The organism is Marinimicrobium sp. UBA4509 (genome assembly GCF_002388575.1).
GTDB classification, from domain to species: Bacteria; Pseudomonadota; Gammaproteobacteria; order Pseudomonadales; family Cellvibrionaceae; genus Marinimicrobium; species Marinimicrobium koreense.
In genome coordinates, this window is sequence record NZ_DGMV01000055.1 from 14,600 (window position 1) to 29,047 (window position 14,448).

Consider the following 14,448-nt stretch of genomic DNA (forward strand, 5'->3'; position numbering starts at 1 on the left):
GAAGCGCGCATCCGCCGTAACCACACGTTGCGGCATTCGCCGTTACCCAAATTCGACACTGGATGCCGAATCCCCCAAACGTCGGATTACGCGCTGCGCGCTAATCCGACCTACGGGCAAATCACACGGCCATAAACCCAACGTACACGACGTAACCGGCCAACAACACCCCGGCCTCAACGCGATTCAACCGTTTACCGGTCAACAAAAACGCCATCAACGCCAAAACTGCCGCCAACATCACCCACTGGTCGATCGCCAACAACCGCCCCGCCAGAGGCAATGGCTGGATGACGGCCGACACCCCGAGAATCCCCAGCAGGTTGAAGATATTACTGCCCAGAATATTCCCCACCGCCACATCCGCCTGGCGGCGCAATACCGCGATCAGGGACACCGCCAGCTCGGGCAGGGACGTACCCACCGCCACTAACGTCAGGCCGATCAGCGCTTCCGGGATACCCAGCCACTCACCGATACCCACGGCACCGCGCAGAAACAGGCGGGCGCCGACAATCAGCAGCACCAGGCCACCCAGAGTCATGGCGACGGACAACCAGAGCGCCTGGGGGCGATGGGTGACTGAGGCGGCCTCGGCTTTGTGCAGCTCCGCTTCAGGCCCAAGGGGGTCCACCCGCTCGGTGCGATAAGACCAGATAAGGTACACGGCCAACGCCACCAGAAACATCACCCCATCGGTAAATCCCAGAGCGCCGTCGCGCATGATCAGCAGCGCGAACACCGTCGCCGCCACCATCGCCAGACCGTCCCGTTTGAGGGCATTGGTGTGCACGGTCAGGGGCAGTACCAACCCACAGAGGCCCAGAATCAGCAGGATATTGGCGATATTGCTGCCGATCACGTTGCCCAGGGCAATATCCGGGGTGTTTTCCAAAGCGGCCTGCAGGGATACCACCAGTTCCGGTGAGGAGGTGCCGAAGCCGACAATCACCAACCCCGCCAGCAGCGGTGATACGCCCCAGCGGGTCGCCAGGGCCACGGCGCCGCGCACCAGGGTGTCGCCACCGCCGGTTAGCAGGGCCAATCCCAACAGTAGCCAGACGAAATCCATTAACACCCCCGTTGTTTTAACGATTCGTTATGGTGGATGCGGCAACGATTGGATACGGATAGCACGGAGTCCGCGTAGGGCGGATAAGCGCGCAGCGCGCATCCGCCGTAACCCAACCCCGACGCACCCCCCCAAAACCTCAATACCCCTCCGGATTCTGCGACTGCCACCGCCACGCATCCACCATCATCCGCTCCAACCCGAACTCCGCCTGCCAACCCAACTCCCGCTTGGCCAAATCCGCATTGGCGTAACAACTGGCGATATCCCCGGGCCGGCGCGGCGCGATGCGGTACGGCACCTTCCGGCCGCTGGCCTTCTCAAACGCCTCGACCATCTGCAATACCGAATAGCCCACCCCTGTGCCCAGGTTATAGGCCCGGCAGCCGGGGCCGGTTTTTTCCAGCGCTTCCAGCGCCGCCACATGGCCCTTGGCCAGGTCCACCACATGGATATAATCCCGTACCCCGGTGCCATCCACGGTGTCGTAATCATCGCCAAACACACTCAGTTCCTTGAGCTTGCCAATGGCCACCTGGGCCACATAGGGCAGCAGGTTATTGGGGATTCCGGCGGGATCTTCGCCGATCTGGCCGCTTTCGTGGGCGCCTACGGGGTTAAAATAGCGCAACAGGGTGATATTCCAGGGCGCCTTGCGGTGTTCCTCCGGCGCCGCTGCCACATCTCGCAGGATTTCCTCGATGATCAGCTTGCTGCGCCCGTAGGGGTTGGTGGCGCTGGTGGCGAAGCTCTCGTCAATGGGCACCGACACCGGGTCGCCGTACACCGTGGCGGAGGAGCTGAAAATCAGGTTGCCCTGACCGTAGGCTTCCATCACCTCGCACAGGGTCAGGGTGCCACCGACGTTCTCGCGGTAATAGGTCAGGGGAATCTGGCTGGACTCGCCCACCGCCTTGAACCCGGCAAAGTGCATCACCGCACCAAAAGCGTGCTTCTCGAACACCGCCTCCAGGGCGGGCCGATCGTTCAGGTCCAGCTCGTAAAATACCGGCGCCTCGCCGCAGATGCTCGCCACCCGGTCGATCACTTCGCGCTTGCTGTTGCTCAGGTTGTCCACCACCACCGGGCGGTAGCCGGCCTTCACCAATTCCACACACACGTGGCTGCCGATGTACCCCGCCCCGCCGGTCACCAGAATGTCCGGGCGGGCGCTGCGGTCTGTTGAGGGTGAGTGCATACTTAAGTCCTTCTTGTTCGGTCATTTTCAAGGGGCCGGGAGCGCGGCGTCACACCCCGGAAAGCTGGCTGCATTATGGCACATTCCGGTGTTCCAAAGGCGCTTTCAACACGTATATACCGGAACCTGACGCGGTTTGTCCGAGTCAAAGCAGAGCCAGAAAAACGACCTTTTCCTGACATCAACATGCAACAGATTCATACCGGCAGGCTTGGCACTGTTTTTCCATGGTTTTTCATGGAAAAGGCCGAATGCGTCAAAAAATTTCCTTGTAAAGACGCTGCCTGAATGACGGTTTTGGGACTATGCTTATCAATGACAGTGGTTAGCTGGCTGCTAAAGACTGTAATGCATTTAACGCAGGGGTGGATCGATGACGATTTTCAACCATTACCGCGAACGTTACATTTCAACCCAACAGGAAGAGTTGAGCATTCAGGAGTACCTGGACCTGTGTAAACAGGACCGCAGCGTTTACGCCACCGCCGCCGAACGGATGCTGATGGCCATTGGCGAACCCGAGCTGGTGGACACCTCCCTGGACCCACGGCTGAGCCGCATTTTTTCCAACAAAGTCATCAAGCGCTACGAAGCCTTCCATGAGTTCTACGGCATGGAAGAGTGCATCGAGCAGATCGTCTCCTTCTTCAAGCACGCCGCCCAGGGCCTGGAAGAGAAAAAACAGATTCTGTACCTGCTCGGCCCGGTCGGGGGCGGCAAGTCCTCCCTGGCCGAAAAGCTCAAAGCCCTGATGCAACAGATGCCCATCTACTGCCTCAAAGGCTCCCCGGTGTTCGAATCGCCGCTGGGGTTATTTAACCCCGACGAAGACGGCCAGATTCTGGAAGAAGACTACGGCATTCCCCAGCGCTACCTGAAAACCATCATGTCCCCCTGGGCGGTCAAGCGCCTGCACGAGTACGAGGGCGACATCAGCCAGTTCAAGGTGGTGAAAGTCTTCCCGTCGATTCTCGACCAGATTGCCGTTTCCAAAACCGAACCCGGCGATGAGAACAACCAGGACATTTCCTCCCTGGTGGGCAAGGTGGATATCCGCAAGCTGGAGGACTACCCCCAGAACGACCCGGACGCCTACAGCTTCTCCGGCGGCCTGTGCCGGGCCAACCAGGGGCTGATGGAGTTTGTGGAAATGTTCAAGGCGCCGATCAAGGTGCTGCACCCGCTGCTGACCGCCACCCAGGAGGGCAACTACAACAGCACCGAGGGTTTGAGCGCCATTCCCTTTGAGGGCATCATTCTCGCCCACTCCAACGAATCCGAGTGGCAGGCGTTCAAGAACAACAAGAACAACGAGGCCTTTCTGGACCGGGTGTACATCGTCAAGGTGCCCTACTGCCTGCGCGTGTCCGAAGAGGTGAAAATTTACGAGAAGCTGCTGGAAAACAGCTCCCTGAACAACGCCCACTGCGCCCCGGACACATTGCGTATGCTGGCCAAGTTTGTGGTGCTCTCGCGCCTGAAGGAGCCGGAAAACTCCAACATCTATTCGAAGATGCGCATCTACGACGGCGAGAGCCTGAAAGACACCGACCCGAAAGCCAAGTCCATCCAGGAATACCGAGACGCCGCCGGCGTGGATGAGGGCATGACCGGGCTATCCACCCGCTTTGCGTTCAAGATCCTGTCCAAGGTGTTCAATTTCGACCCCACCGAAGTGGCCGCCAACCCGGTGCACCTGCTCTATGTGCTGGAGCAGCAGATCGAGCGCGAACAGTTCCCCGCGGAAACCCGCGAGCGCTACCTGGGCTTTATCAAAGAGTACCTGGCACCGCGCTATGTGGACTTTATCGGCAAGGAAATCCAGACCGCCTATCTGGAATCCTACACCGAGTACGGGCAGAACATTTTCGACCGCTACGTCACCTTTGCCGACTTCTGGATTCAGGACCAGGAATACCGGGACCCGGACACCGGGGAAATCCTCGACCGGGGCGCCCTCAACCAGGAACTGGAAAAAATCGAGAAGCCCGCAGGCATCAGCAACCCGAAGGACTTCCGCAACGAGATCGTCAACTTCGTGCTGCGCGCCCGGGCCAACAACAACGGCCGCAACCCTGCCTGGAACAGCTACGAGAAGTTGCGCTCGGTGATCGAGCAGAAAATGTTCTCCAACACCGAGGACCTGCTGCCCGTCATTTCCTTCAATGCCAAGGCCTCCGCCGCGGACCAGAAAAAACACCAGGACTTTGTGGCGCGCATGATCGAGCGCGGTTATACGGAGAAGCAGGTCCGGCTGCTGTCGGAGTGGTATCTGCGGGTCCGCAAGTCCCAGTAAAGCCAGCACCCCACCCGGGGTGCCGAGGGTGGTTTTTCGAGGTTAGCGTATGAGTCATATTGTCGACCGTCGCCTGAACGCCAAAAACAAAAGTGCCGTCAACCGGCAGCGCTTTCTGCGTCGCTATAAAGAGCACATCAAAAAAGCCGTGTCCGGTGCGGTCAGCCGTCGCTCCATTACCGACATTGAGCAGGGCGAGAAAATCAGCATTCCCACCCGGGACATTCACGAACCGGTATTCCACCACGGCCAGGGCGGCCACCGGGAAAACGTGTTGCCCGGCAACAAGGAATTCACCCGGGGAGATCGCATTGCCCGCCCGCCCAGCGGCGGCGGTGGCGGCAGCGGCTCCGGTGCCAGCGATTCCGGCGAGGGCGAAGACGAATTTGTTTTTCAGATATCCCAGAGCGAATTTCTGGACTTCATGTTTGACGACCTGGCGCTACCCAACCTGGTCAAACGCCAGTTGATCGGCGACACCGACTTCCAGCGCCACCGGGCCGGCATCAGCAACGAGGGCAACCCCGGGCAACTGAACGTGGTGCGCTCCATGCGCTCCGCCCACGCCCGGCGCATTGCCCTGACCGCCAAAAAGCGCCGCCGCCTCAAGGAGCTAAAAGCCCAGCTTGAAGAGGAGCAGGCCAAGCAGGACATCCTGTACGACGCGCGCAAGGTCAAAAGCCTAGAAGAGGAAATCGTCGAGCTGGAGGCGAAGATCAAGCGCATCCCCTGGCTGGACACCTTCGACCTGAAATACAACCTGCACGTCAAACACCCCATACCGCGCAGCAAAGCGGTGATGTTCTGCCTGATGGACGTGTCCGGCTCCATGACCCAGTCCACCAAGGACATGGCCAAGCGCTTTTTCATCCTCCTGTACCTGTTTCTGCAGCGCAACTACGAACACACCGAAGTGGTGTTCATCCGCCACCACACCAGCGCCAAGGAAGTAGACGAGGAAGAGTTTTTCTACTCCCGGGAAACCGGCGGCACCATCGTCTCCAGCGCCCTGAAGCTGATGCACAGCATCATGGAAGCGCGCTACCCCACCAGCGAGTGGAACATCTACGGCGCCCAGGCTTCGGACGGGGATAACTGGAACGAAGACTCCAGCGTGTGCCAACAGGTACTGTGTGAGGACATACTGCCCCACGTGCAGTACTTCTCCTACATCGAAATCACCCAGCGGGAGCATCAGGCGCTCTGGCACGAGTACGAAGAAGTGCAGGAGCGCTTCCCGCACATCTTCGCCATGGAACAGATCACCGACGTGCGCGACATCTACCCGGTGTTTCGCGAGCTGTTCCATAAAGACACGCACCGGCAGGCGGGTTAAGTCATGAGTGAGCGCAAACCCATATCCACCGGCGCCGACTGGACCTTCGAGCTGGTCGAGGAATACGACCGGGCCATCGCCGGTATTGCCAAAGAGTTCGGGCTGGACACCTACCCCAACCAGATCGAGATCATCAGCTCCGAACAGATGATGGACGCCTACTCCGCAGCGGGCATGCCTCTGGGCTACCACCACTGGTCCTACGGCAAACAGTTCCTGTCCGTGGAAAACGCCTACACCCGGGGGCAGATGGGGCTGGCCTACGAAATCGTGATCAACTCCAACCCCTGCATCGCCTACCTGATGGAGGAGAACACCATCACCATGCAGGCGCTGGTGATCGCCCACGCCTGCTACGGCCACAACTCCTTCTTCAAAGGCAACTACCTGTTCCGCACCTGGACCGACGCCAGCTCCATCATCGACTACCTGGTGTTTGCCAAGAACTACATCGCCCAGTGCGAAGAGCGCTACGGCATCAGCGCTGTGGAAGAGACCCTGGACTCCTGCCACGCCCTGATGAACTACGGCGTGGACCGCTACAAACGCCCCTCCCCCATCTCCGCCTGGGACGAGCGGGAGCGGCAGAAGGAGCGCGAAGAATACCTGCAGCGGCAGGTGAACGACCTGTGGCGAACCATCCCCCGGATGACCCCGGAGGCGGAAGACCCCGCCCCGAAACAGCGCTACCCCAGCGAACCCCAGGAAAACCTGCTGTACTTCATCGAGAAGAACGCCCCCCTACTGGAACCCTGGCAACGCGAAGTGGTGCGCATCGTGCGCAAAATCGCCCAGTACTTCTACCCCCAGCGGCAAACCCAGGTGATGAACGAAGGCTGGGCCTGCTTCTGGCACTACACCCTGCTCAACGAGATGTATGACCGGGGCCTGGTCACCGACGCCTTCATGATGGAGTTCCTGCAGTCCCACTCCAGCGTGATTTACCAGCCGCCCTACGACAGCCCCCACTACAGCGGCATCAACCCCTACACCCTGGGGTTCAACATGATGATGGACATCCGCCGCATCTGCGAGCGCCCCACCGAGGAAGACCGCTACTGGTTCCCGGACATCGCCGGCAGCGACTGGAATGAAACCCTGCACTTCGCCATGCGCAACTTCAAAGATGAGAGCTTCATCCTGCAGTTCCTATCGCCCAAAATCATCCGAGACCTGAAACTCTTCACCGTGGTAGACGACGACCGCGAACCCCATATCGAAGTCAACGCCATCCACGACGAAGAAGGCTACCGCGCCGTGCGCCAGTCCCTGGCGGGCCTGTACAACCTGGGCAATCGCGAGCCCAACATCCAGGTACAAAGTGTCGACATACGAGGCGACCGCTCCATCACCCTGCACCACACCCGCCACTCCAGGAAGCCGCTGGACAACTCCGCCCAGGAAGTGATTCGCCACCTGCATAGGCTGTGGGGGTTTGATGTGCATTTGCATTCTATGGATGGAGAGAAGGTGCAGCAGAGTTTTCATTGTCCGCCGGTGGCCAGTGAGTGATAAACGAAACCTGTAAAGCGACCCAACTTTCTCCTCCGAAAAGGTTGCCTGCTGGCGTCCAATGTGGCACTTTAGACCTTAGATGTACGGATGTAGCCATGGTGGCTACCTGCCAAAATGCGTGAGTTGATAAGAGGGAGCTTGTTAAGCGCACCGTTCTTAGAATTTTCTCGCAAAAACAAACAGTTACCATCATAGATGGAATGATATAGGGCACTAGCTAGAAGGATATTAAGCATGCTCGTTTTTATCCGGCGACAATCACGAAAGAGTGAGTTATACAATCTACAAATCAACTGTTTACAATAATTTTAGAGGAATTTTATTGATTTGATATCGCACACGTGCGACATACTAATGTTAGCCAAAGGAAAACTATGCAGATTCCATTATCACGTGACCCCTCGAAGTCTATGTCGGTAGATCCACATAGAACCATGTCCATTGACCCCCGGCGGACGATGTCGATCGATCCACATAGAACAATGTCCGTTGATCCACATAGAACTATGTCGATCGATCCACGACGGACTATGTCGATTGACCCAAATAGAACAATGTCAATCGATCCACATAGAACAATGTCCATTGACCCGCGGCGTACAATGTCGATTGATCCAAATCGAACATTGAGTATCGATCCGAACCGCTCGATGAATATTGAAGGTAAGTATATTTTTGATGTGCAGCGCAATCTTGTCGGATTCTCAGTAACCGCGAACAGCAAGGTCCTTCTTATCTTTGATACGAACCGAGAATGGGTGGCATTTACAGCTTCCAATAATCATGGAGGCTTCAACCAGTTTGATATCAACAGAAACTGGGTAGCTTTCTGGGTCCCTTCAGGAAACGGTAATTTTAATATCTTTGATTTGAACAGAAATTGGACACATTTCACAACTTAATCTTGACGAACAAGCCAAGCACGATGACAGCCTTTTCGTTGCGATTTAGCCTCTACTACAATCCTGTGCGTGCTGCAGCATTGAGAGGTTCGGAGTAGATTCACTTTCGGCCCAAAGCGGACGTTAATTAGACTAACCGAAATCCAACCTGAAAGCGTAAGCATCAAGATGTCAACAAGTATTTGATAAGAACCAAAGGACGTTTCATATGCCTACCGCAGCGGGACAATTGCTAGGATATCAGCTTCAGCTCCAACGGGCGCTGATTCACTTACTGCAATCAGGACGCGGATCGTCTGTGAGCGTTGAGGTCACCGGTGACGTGGCGGTAATGCTCAACAACGGAAGTAATATTGAAGAAGAAGACAAGTCGTCTTTGAGCAGAAATCCGGTTACGGACAAGTCAACCGATCTCTGGAAAACGTTCTATAACTGGATCCATGCACTGAATGACGGTTTGATAGATTTAGGGGGAACAAAGTTCATTTTATATGCCAGCCACGAAGGTAATACAGGGATAGTCGATGCGCTATCTGATGCTCAAAGTCCTGAAGAAATAAATAGATGTGTCGAAGATGTCGAAAACCTATTCGAATCTCTGGAAACACCTCATCCAATCTTTTTGTACCTTTCATATATTCTTGACAATAAAGAATTATTTAAATCTATAGTTCAGTCTTTTGAATTTATCGTAGGCACCAAAACCGGTAGCGAGGAAATAAAACAGATTCTATCTGATATGATTTTAGTATCCCATCACCATGTCGATTATGTTCATGATGAATTAGTCGGCTGGATAACAAATTCTGTGATGGCTAGGATCGCTGTCGGCGAACTAGCCATCATACCATGGACGGAATATGAGAACAGATTTTTGGTCCTATTCGAAAGAGTCAGAGCCAGAGAATTAATCGACTTCACTAAGGAGTATGCAGCCGAACACGAGGATGTTCGCAAGCAGATTAAGGCATATCCGAGATACTTGAAACAACTACAGATAATCGACATTGAAGACCATGAACAAATTTCAGCAGTATCCGATTTTCTGCGCAGGAAGGTAAATGCGGATAAATGGATAGAGAGCGAGTTGATCGACGAAGCATCGGCTCAGGAGTTCGAAGAAAGTCTTAGAAGCTATTGGAACAGCACCTTCAAAAAGATCTCCATTACCGAAAAATCACTAAAGCCAGAAGAACGCGGACAGCTTCTGTACCACAATTGCAAGGAAAGGCAGTCAACAATAGGAAACCAGCCTGTTCTTTCTCATTTTGTTCGCGGAACATACCACAATCTAGCAAATGAAAATGAGTTATGGTGGCATGAATCATGGAACGATTTGCTGAAAAACAGTAAGTAGAGGGCTTATGAGCAATCTCGTTGAAGAAGTGAGAGTCTGGAATACACCGATTGTCGGATCGTACGTTCTTTGGCGATTTACAACAGGCTATACAGATCATCACTCCGAAGGTAACCCCCCTGTCCTATTGTTGCATTTCCTTGCATCTGCAATTTTGACAAACAAGCGTCTTAGCGATCCCGTCACCAACCTTAGGAACGATCTTGCTTCCTACGCTAGGAGCTTTACCGATAAAGGGGACGTCGATCTTTTCCTTTCGATTCAGGACCGCGTGAACAAGACGAAGTCATATACTTTAAGTTCGATCGACTTAGCTATTCATCATGGTCTCCTGTTTCTCAATCCTGAAGATGCCTGCCTTTATCCTAAAACCCTGACGGGAAAGCCGAGGCGGGGCATGACACCGAAGCAAAGCGTCAAATCTTTAGGCAATAAAGCAGAGACGTTAGGTAAGTGGTTTTCAGCCTACTCTGTCAGTCAGGTTTCTACGTTATTAAAGGTGGTGTTATAGTGAATATGAAGATAAAGAAGTTGATTATCTGGCCTAAAAATTCAGACTTTCCACCAAGAGAAGTAGAGTTCGAACTTGACAAAGTCAATGTTATCACAGGAGCATCCCGTACCGGAAAGTCCGCAATAATACCGATTATAGATTACTGTCTTGGTTCCAGTTCGTGCAGCATTCCTATTGACACTATCAGAGATTATGCATCTTGGTACGGCGTCATACTCCAGCTTGATCAAGATCAGATACTTATCGCGAGAAGAGTTCCAACTGGCAGCGAACCGTCTAATGACTTTTACTACCACAAAGGAACGATCGTTTCGATTCCACCTGTACTGGAAGACAGAAATGCTTCGATTGCGGATGTCAAACACTCACTGAATGAAATCGCTCTGCTGCCGTATTTCAGCCTCGACCCCGACGAAGCATCGCAAAACAGTTTTAAATCCCGCCTGAGCATTCGCGATCTAATGGGCTTTGTATTTCAGACACAGGATATTGTCGCCAACCAGAATATTCTGTTTTACAAAACTCATGCTCATGAGCATCGAGAAAAACTACGCACTTGGTTTCCTTTTATTCTTGGGGCGGAGAACGTGGATGTCTTGAAGGCCCGTCAGCGATTGCAAGTGCTTGAGCGAAAGCTAAACAGATTGCGGCGGGAACTTGAGAAAGAGCGTGCGATTTCAGAAGAGTGGAAGTCCAACATATTTGGACATCTGATGACAGCGTTCAATTATGGACTGGTCGATGCTGATTTCTCTCAGTCTGACGATCCTGAGAGGCTTCTAGAGGTCGGTAACGAGTTGGTTGAGAGAAGCCCGAACAGCCCCCGTGTCGGTGAAGATCAGATCCAGGCTTCAAGCGAAGAGCTCATAAGGCTTGATACTCAGGACGACGATCTGGCTTCCCAAATTGCGAGAATAAAGAAACGCCTTGAAGATGTTAAAAGACTGAAGAGTGGTTTTACGGATTACGGCTCTGTTGCCAGAAAGAAGGCTGACCGCCTTCACCTTTCTAAATGGCTGACAGATGTAGCGGAGCATACAGAAAGTTGCCCCGTATGTGGTGAGACCGCTCATTCTAACGCGCTTGGCGAAATCAACAAGATTTCAGCCGTTCTTGAAGAATATGAGGATGAAGCGAGTAAATTCCGGGTTATTCCCACCACTTTTGACAGGGAAGAACAGCGACTTAAGCAGGACTTGGAAGACGTACTTGAGCAAAGGAGCGCACTTCAAGAACGCTATGACCGGCTTGTACAGGAGGACGAACAGGCTCGAAACAGCTTTTATAGAAACAAAGATATGTATATCTTTCTTGGCCACTTCCGCTCATCTCTAGAGCGGTTCGAAAAGCTCATTGAAGGCGGCGACCTGGAAGGTCAGATTCAGAGACTTCAGGACGAGCACGATCAATTGAAACCACTGGTGAATGAAAGCGCTATTTTAAGAAGAGTAGATGCCGCGACCGATATAATTGATGACCTTATGCTCTCATATCTTCAGCACCTTGACGTCGAAGAAAAATACAGGCAGTCCAGGGCAAAAATTGACATCAAAGAGTTGACCATCAAGGTACGGGGCAATGAGGGGGATTGGCACTTCCTTGCTGAAGTCGGTAGTGCTTCTAACTGGGTCTCTTTCCATATAGCGGCTATGTGCGCATTTCAGGAGTTTTTTGCCAGCCTGCCAGGCTCTAGCGTTCCCAGTTTTGTCATCTTCGATCAGCCAAGTCAGGTTTATTTCCCGAAAGTCACGTTGGTTGAAGGGGATGAAAGGGAAGAAGATTTCAAAAATTACAAGGATGAAGATTCTGATGCAGTTAAGAAGATATTTAGAACCTTGTCAGAATCCTTGTCAAAACCGGATTCGTCCTGGCAATTTATCGTTCTTGATCATGCAGATAAGGCTATCTATGGGAACATCAATAATGTCCACGAAGTGGATGAATGGCGGGATGGTAAAAAACTCATACCTCCAGAATGGTATACCGACGCATAGAGTACGCTGGATTTGTTTTACCAATTAGAGCGTAGGACGCGGCCTGAGAGATTGTAGTACTACTAGGATCCCGGGGCAATCCGCGTAAGCAATCGGCCGGCTAATGAATTTTTTGGTGAGGGACCGAATGTCGTATAAAAATCGGCTGCTCAGCGAGAATTCCACCGTCATGCAGCTTCAAAATTGCGAGTAAGCTCGAGCGATTAGAGGAGCACCAAATGGTAGATCTCCGTCCAATTCTTAAAGACCTAGACTTGTCTTCTGTAGTGCTTCCAGACGATAAAATGAATGAGTGTTAGTTCTTTTATTCTTTGCTAGCCGTAGAACGTGACCGGGACAAGTTTCGGTGGCTGCTGGGCGCTTTTCTCAATGGGTGTTATGGATTTCTTGAGTTCAAGGCGACCTATCTATATTATGCGTTTTGTGATCCGGATTCAGGCGAACCAGTTGAAGACCGGGAGGCTTTAGAAACGCTGAGGAAATATGTCAAAGTTTCCCAGAAGAAGAATATATCAGGATTTATAAAGACGTCTGGGCTGTCGGAACTGATGAAAAAGCTATATAAGTTCCGAAATCGAAGCACTCACGATGGAGGCATAGAGATCATGGAAGCCGGCAACCAGCTACCGGATGACTTCCAAATAGGAATGTACAAGAGCAAGGGCTATCCCGCCGTGGAGTTCTGTGAGGAAGTGCTTTCTTTTCTTAGGGACTTGGATCTTGAGCTAGAATCATAGAGGCTCGCTTGCAGGCTCTTACTCTTACAACTCCAAGCACAGTGGCAGCAGTTTCGTTGCGGCTTTGCCTGCTGAACCTTCACCACTACAAAACCAAATCCGCGCGTTCTGATCGGCGCTATTCGATCAATTGGAGAAAGGTGTAATTTTGAATAGTATTGACTTATTCGATGCAACTTGTGCAAAGGTTCTAGCTCAACTTTATAGTCAGTTCCCTTTAGAGATAGAGGAGTTTAGAGATCATTGCCTTGGCCTATATGATCAGCAGAGTATTTCGGATGAAACAAATAGGAAAATAAAAGCGGTGAATCAAAGTATCGTGTTTCTAAAGCAGAATGGCTATATTTCGTACTATGGCTGGGAGGGTCATGATACGGGAATACCAAAATACAACATGAAACTAACCGCTAAAGGGTTAGAAAAACTCCGAAGCACTCCTGATGGCCTGGTAGGTAATGACGATGATCTTGGCTCTGCTTTAGCAAAAAGGGTACAAAGTCTAAAGAACTTAAGTGTCGATGAGGTTGTAAAAAATCTAGTCAAGGCAGTTTTTACCGGTGGCGCATAACACGCCAGTCAGCGGGACCCAAAACCCACCACCTCGTTCTGGCTTTTCGCACTTGATGGCGGCGTTTAGGAGCCATTAGATGTCTAGTGCATACATAGAAGGGAAATTATTGTCCCTTCCTAGGGAAGAATTCCTTGACTGGGCTCGAGTAGAAATAGAAGCAGCCACGGAAGAACTGAGCTCCAGCCTAGGGTTTGATCACGACGAGGATGTAGAATCCTTCACTACTGAATTAATGAAAAAAGTTGGGAGTGTCCTGAACTCAGACTTGGGCGCTTCCGAAAAGGGAGAGGAGGTCCGGTTGTTAATTCGTTACCCTTGGGGAATCCATTGTCTTTAAAGCTAAACCAATCAGCTGTTGTCGCCCCTGCAGGGCCGGGACTGCCATCCCGCTCCACAACCGGGGCGTTACGTAGTGGAGAATTGAATGCCAAATGTAATAGTTGTTCCAGAAACCGAAGCGTTCACCAACCATGTATCACATGAGAACGTGGTCTGGATTACCTCCAAATTGGGCACTCCTAAGCTGAAGGAGAACGACGCGACTTATATAGCCCCATACTGGCTACATGGGACCAAAGGGGTGAACCGTATTTATTATATCGTGAAATTCAAGCCTGGAAACGAAGCGGCAACCTTTGTTTTAGGCAACTCATTTGTAGTTCCGAAATGCTGGACTGAAATGGGGCAGCACCGTAGGTTCGAATATCACGCTTTGTCAAAATTTGGCTATGTCGAAATTTGCCCTGGCCTTCTAACACCTACGCATGGGCAATTTTGAGCGCTTTACTTAGCAAAGTGCATCATATCGCTAGGTCCTCCGCCCTTCGCCGGACTCGCTCGTGCGTCGCTCTCCACTGTGCACGGCGTTGGCACTTGAGGTGAATGATGGACAATGACGATTAACTGAAAGGGCTTGGGACTGGTTGATTTTAGTTGTATTAGTTCAGACCAAATCT

General features: G+C 52.4%; 13 protein-coding genes. 11 read left to right on the top strand and 2 right to left on the bottom strand.

Annotated elements, in window-relative coordinates; all coding sequences use genetic code 11:
• Positions 1-121: 121 nt before the first annotated feature.
• Complete coding sequence (locus B3520_RS10635) at positions 122-1,072, bottom strand: calcium/sodium antiporter (RefSeq protein ID WP_286805551.1); 951 nt, start codon at positions 1,070-1,072, stop codon at positions 122-124.
• A gap of 139 nt (positions 1,073-1,211) precedes the next feature.
• Positions 1,212-2,270 (bottom strand): UDP-glucose 4-epimerase GalE, encoded by a 1,059-nt coding sequence (gene galE / locus B3520_RS10640; protein WP_286805553.1) that lies wholly within the window; start codon positions 2,268-2,270, stop codon positions 1,212-1,214.
• A 75-nt stretch (positions 2,271-2,345) separates the two neighbouring features.
• Between galE and B3520_RS10645 the strand changes: the two genes are divergently transcribed.
• The 11 genes from B3520_RS10645 to B3520_RS10695 all read left to right on the top strand — a co-directional run bounded on the left by B3520_RS10645 (position 2,346) and on the right by B3520_RS10695 (position 14,270).
• Positions 2,346-2,558: a hypothetical protein gene (locus tag B3520_RS10645; RefSeq protein WP_286805555.1), complete on the top strand. Its 213-nt coding sequence runs from the start codon at positions 2,346-2,348 to the stop codon at positions 2,556-2,558.
• A gap of 85 nt (positions 2,559-2,643) precedes the next feature.
• A complete protein-coding gene (locus B3520_RS10650; protein WP_123638090.1) occupies positions 2,644-4,566 on the top strand; it encodes a PrkA family serine protein kinase in 1,923 nt (640 codons plus the stop codon).
• Positions 4,567-4,615: 49 nt separating this feature from the next.
• Positions 4,616-5,902, top strand: a complete 1,287-nt coding sequence (locus tag B3520_RS10655; protein ID WP_286805557.1) for a YeaH/YhbH family protein — start codon at positions 4,616-4,618, stop codon at positions 5,900-5,902.
• 3 nt (positions 5,903-5,905) lie between these two features.
• Positions 5,906-7,414: a SpoVR family protein gene (locus B3520_RS10660; protein WP_286805559.1), complete on the top strand. Its 1,509-nt coding sequence runs from the start codon at positions 5,906-5,908 to the stop codon at positions 7,412-7,414.
• 533 nt (positions 7,415-7,947) lie between these two features.
• Positions 7,948-8,319: a hypothetical protein gene (locus B3520_RS10665; RefSeq protein ID WP_286805561.1), complete on the top strand. Its 372-nt coding sequence runs from the start codon at positions 7,948-7,950 to the stop codon at positions 8,317-8,319.
• 298 nt (positions 8,320-8,617) lie between these two features.
• On the top strand, positions 8,618-9,676 hold the full coding sequence (locus tag B3520_RS10670) for an ABC-three component system protein (protein WP_286805562.1): 1,059 nt from the start codon (positions 8,618-8,620) through the stop codon (positions 9,674-9,676).
• Positions 9,677-9,683: 7 nt separating this feature from the next.
• Positions 9,684-10,187, top strand: a complete 504-nt coding sequence (locus tag B3520_RS10675) for a three component ABC system middle component (protein ID WP_286805563.1) — start codon at positions 9,684-9,686, stop codon at positions 10,185-10,187.
• Between the two features lie 5 nt (positions 10,188-10,192).
• On the top strand, positions 10,193-12,184 hold the full coding sequence (locus B3520_RS10680; RefSeq protein WP_286805572.1) for a DUF3732 domain-containing protein: 1,992 nt from the start codon (positions 10,193-10,195) through the stop codon (positions 12,182-12,184).
• Positions 12,185-12,495: 311 nt separating this feature from the next.
• Entirely contained in the window at positions 12,496-12,921 is a 426-nt protein-coding gene (locus B3520_RS10685) for a hypothetical protein (RefSeq protein WP_286805564.1), read from the top strand.
• Positions 12,922-13,069: 148 nt separating this feature from the next.
• Positions 13,070-13,489: a hypothetical protein gene (locus B3520_RS10690; protein ID WP_286805566.1), complete on the top strand. Its 420-nt coding sequence runs from the start codon at positions 13,070-13,072 to the stop codon at positions 13,487-13,489.
• A 427-nt stretch (positions 13,490-13,916) separates the two neighbouring features.
• Positions 13,917-14,270 carry a hypothetical protein gene (locus B3520_RS10695; protein WP_286805568.1) on the top strand — a complete coding sequence of 118 codons (354 nt, stop codon included), beginning with the start codon at positions 13,917-13,919 and terminating at the stop codon, positions 14,268-14,270.
• Positions 14,271-14,448: the final 178 nt, after the last annotated feature.

Coding starts and splice junctions, on each gene's coding strand:
- B3520_RS10635 (WP_286805551.1), bottom strand. CDS start 1,072: ATGGATTTCGTCTGGCTACTGTTGGGATTGGCCCTGCTAACCGGCGGT.
- galE (WP_286805553.1), bottom strand. CDS start 2,270: ATGCACTCACCCTCAACAGACCGCAGCGCCCGCCCGGACATTCTGGTG.
- B3520_RS10645 (WP_286805555.1), top strand. CDS start 2,346: ATGGCACATTCCGGTGTTCCAAAGGCGCTTTCAACACGTATATACCGG.
- B3520_RS10650 (WP_123638090.1), top strand. CDS start 2,644: ATGACGATTTTCAACCATTACCGCGAACGTTACATTTCAACCCAACAG.
- B3520_RS10655 (WP_286805557.1), top strand. CDS start 4,616: ATGAGTCATATTGTCGACCGTCGCCTGAACGCCAAAAACAAAAGTGCC.
- B3520_RS10660 (WP_286805559.1), top strand. CDS start 5,906: ATGAGTGAGCGCAAACCCATATCCACCGGCGCCGACTGGACCTTCGAG.
- B3520_RS10665 (WP_286805561.1), top strand. CDS start 7,948: ATGTCGATTGACCCAAATAGAACAATGTCAATCGATCCACATAGAACA.
- B3520_RS10675 (WP_286805563.1), top strand. CDS start 9,684: ATGAGCAATCTCGTTGAAGAAGTGAGAGTCTGGAATACACCGATTGTC.
- B3520_RS10680 (WP_286805572.1), top strand. CDS start 10,193: ATGAAGATAAAGAAGTTGATTATCTGGCCTAAAAATTCAGACTTTCCA.
- B3520_RS10695 (WP_286805568.1), top strand. CDS start 13,917: ATGCCAAATGTAATAGTTGTTCCAGAAACCGAAGCGTTCACCAACCAT.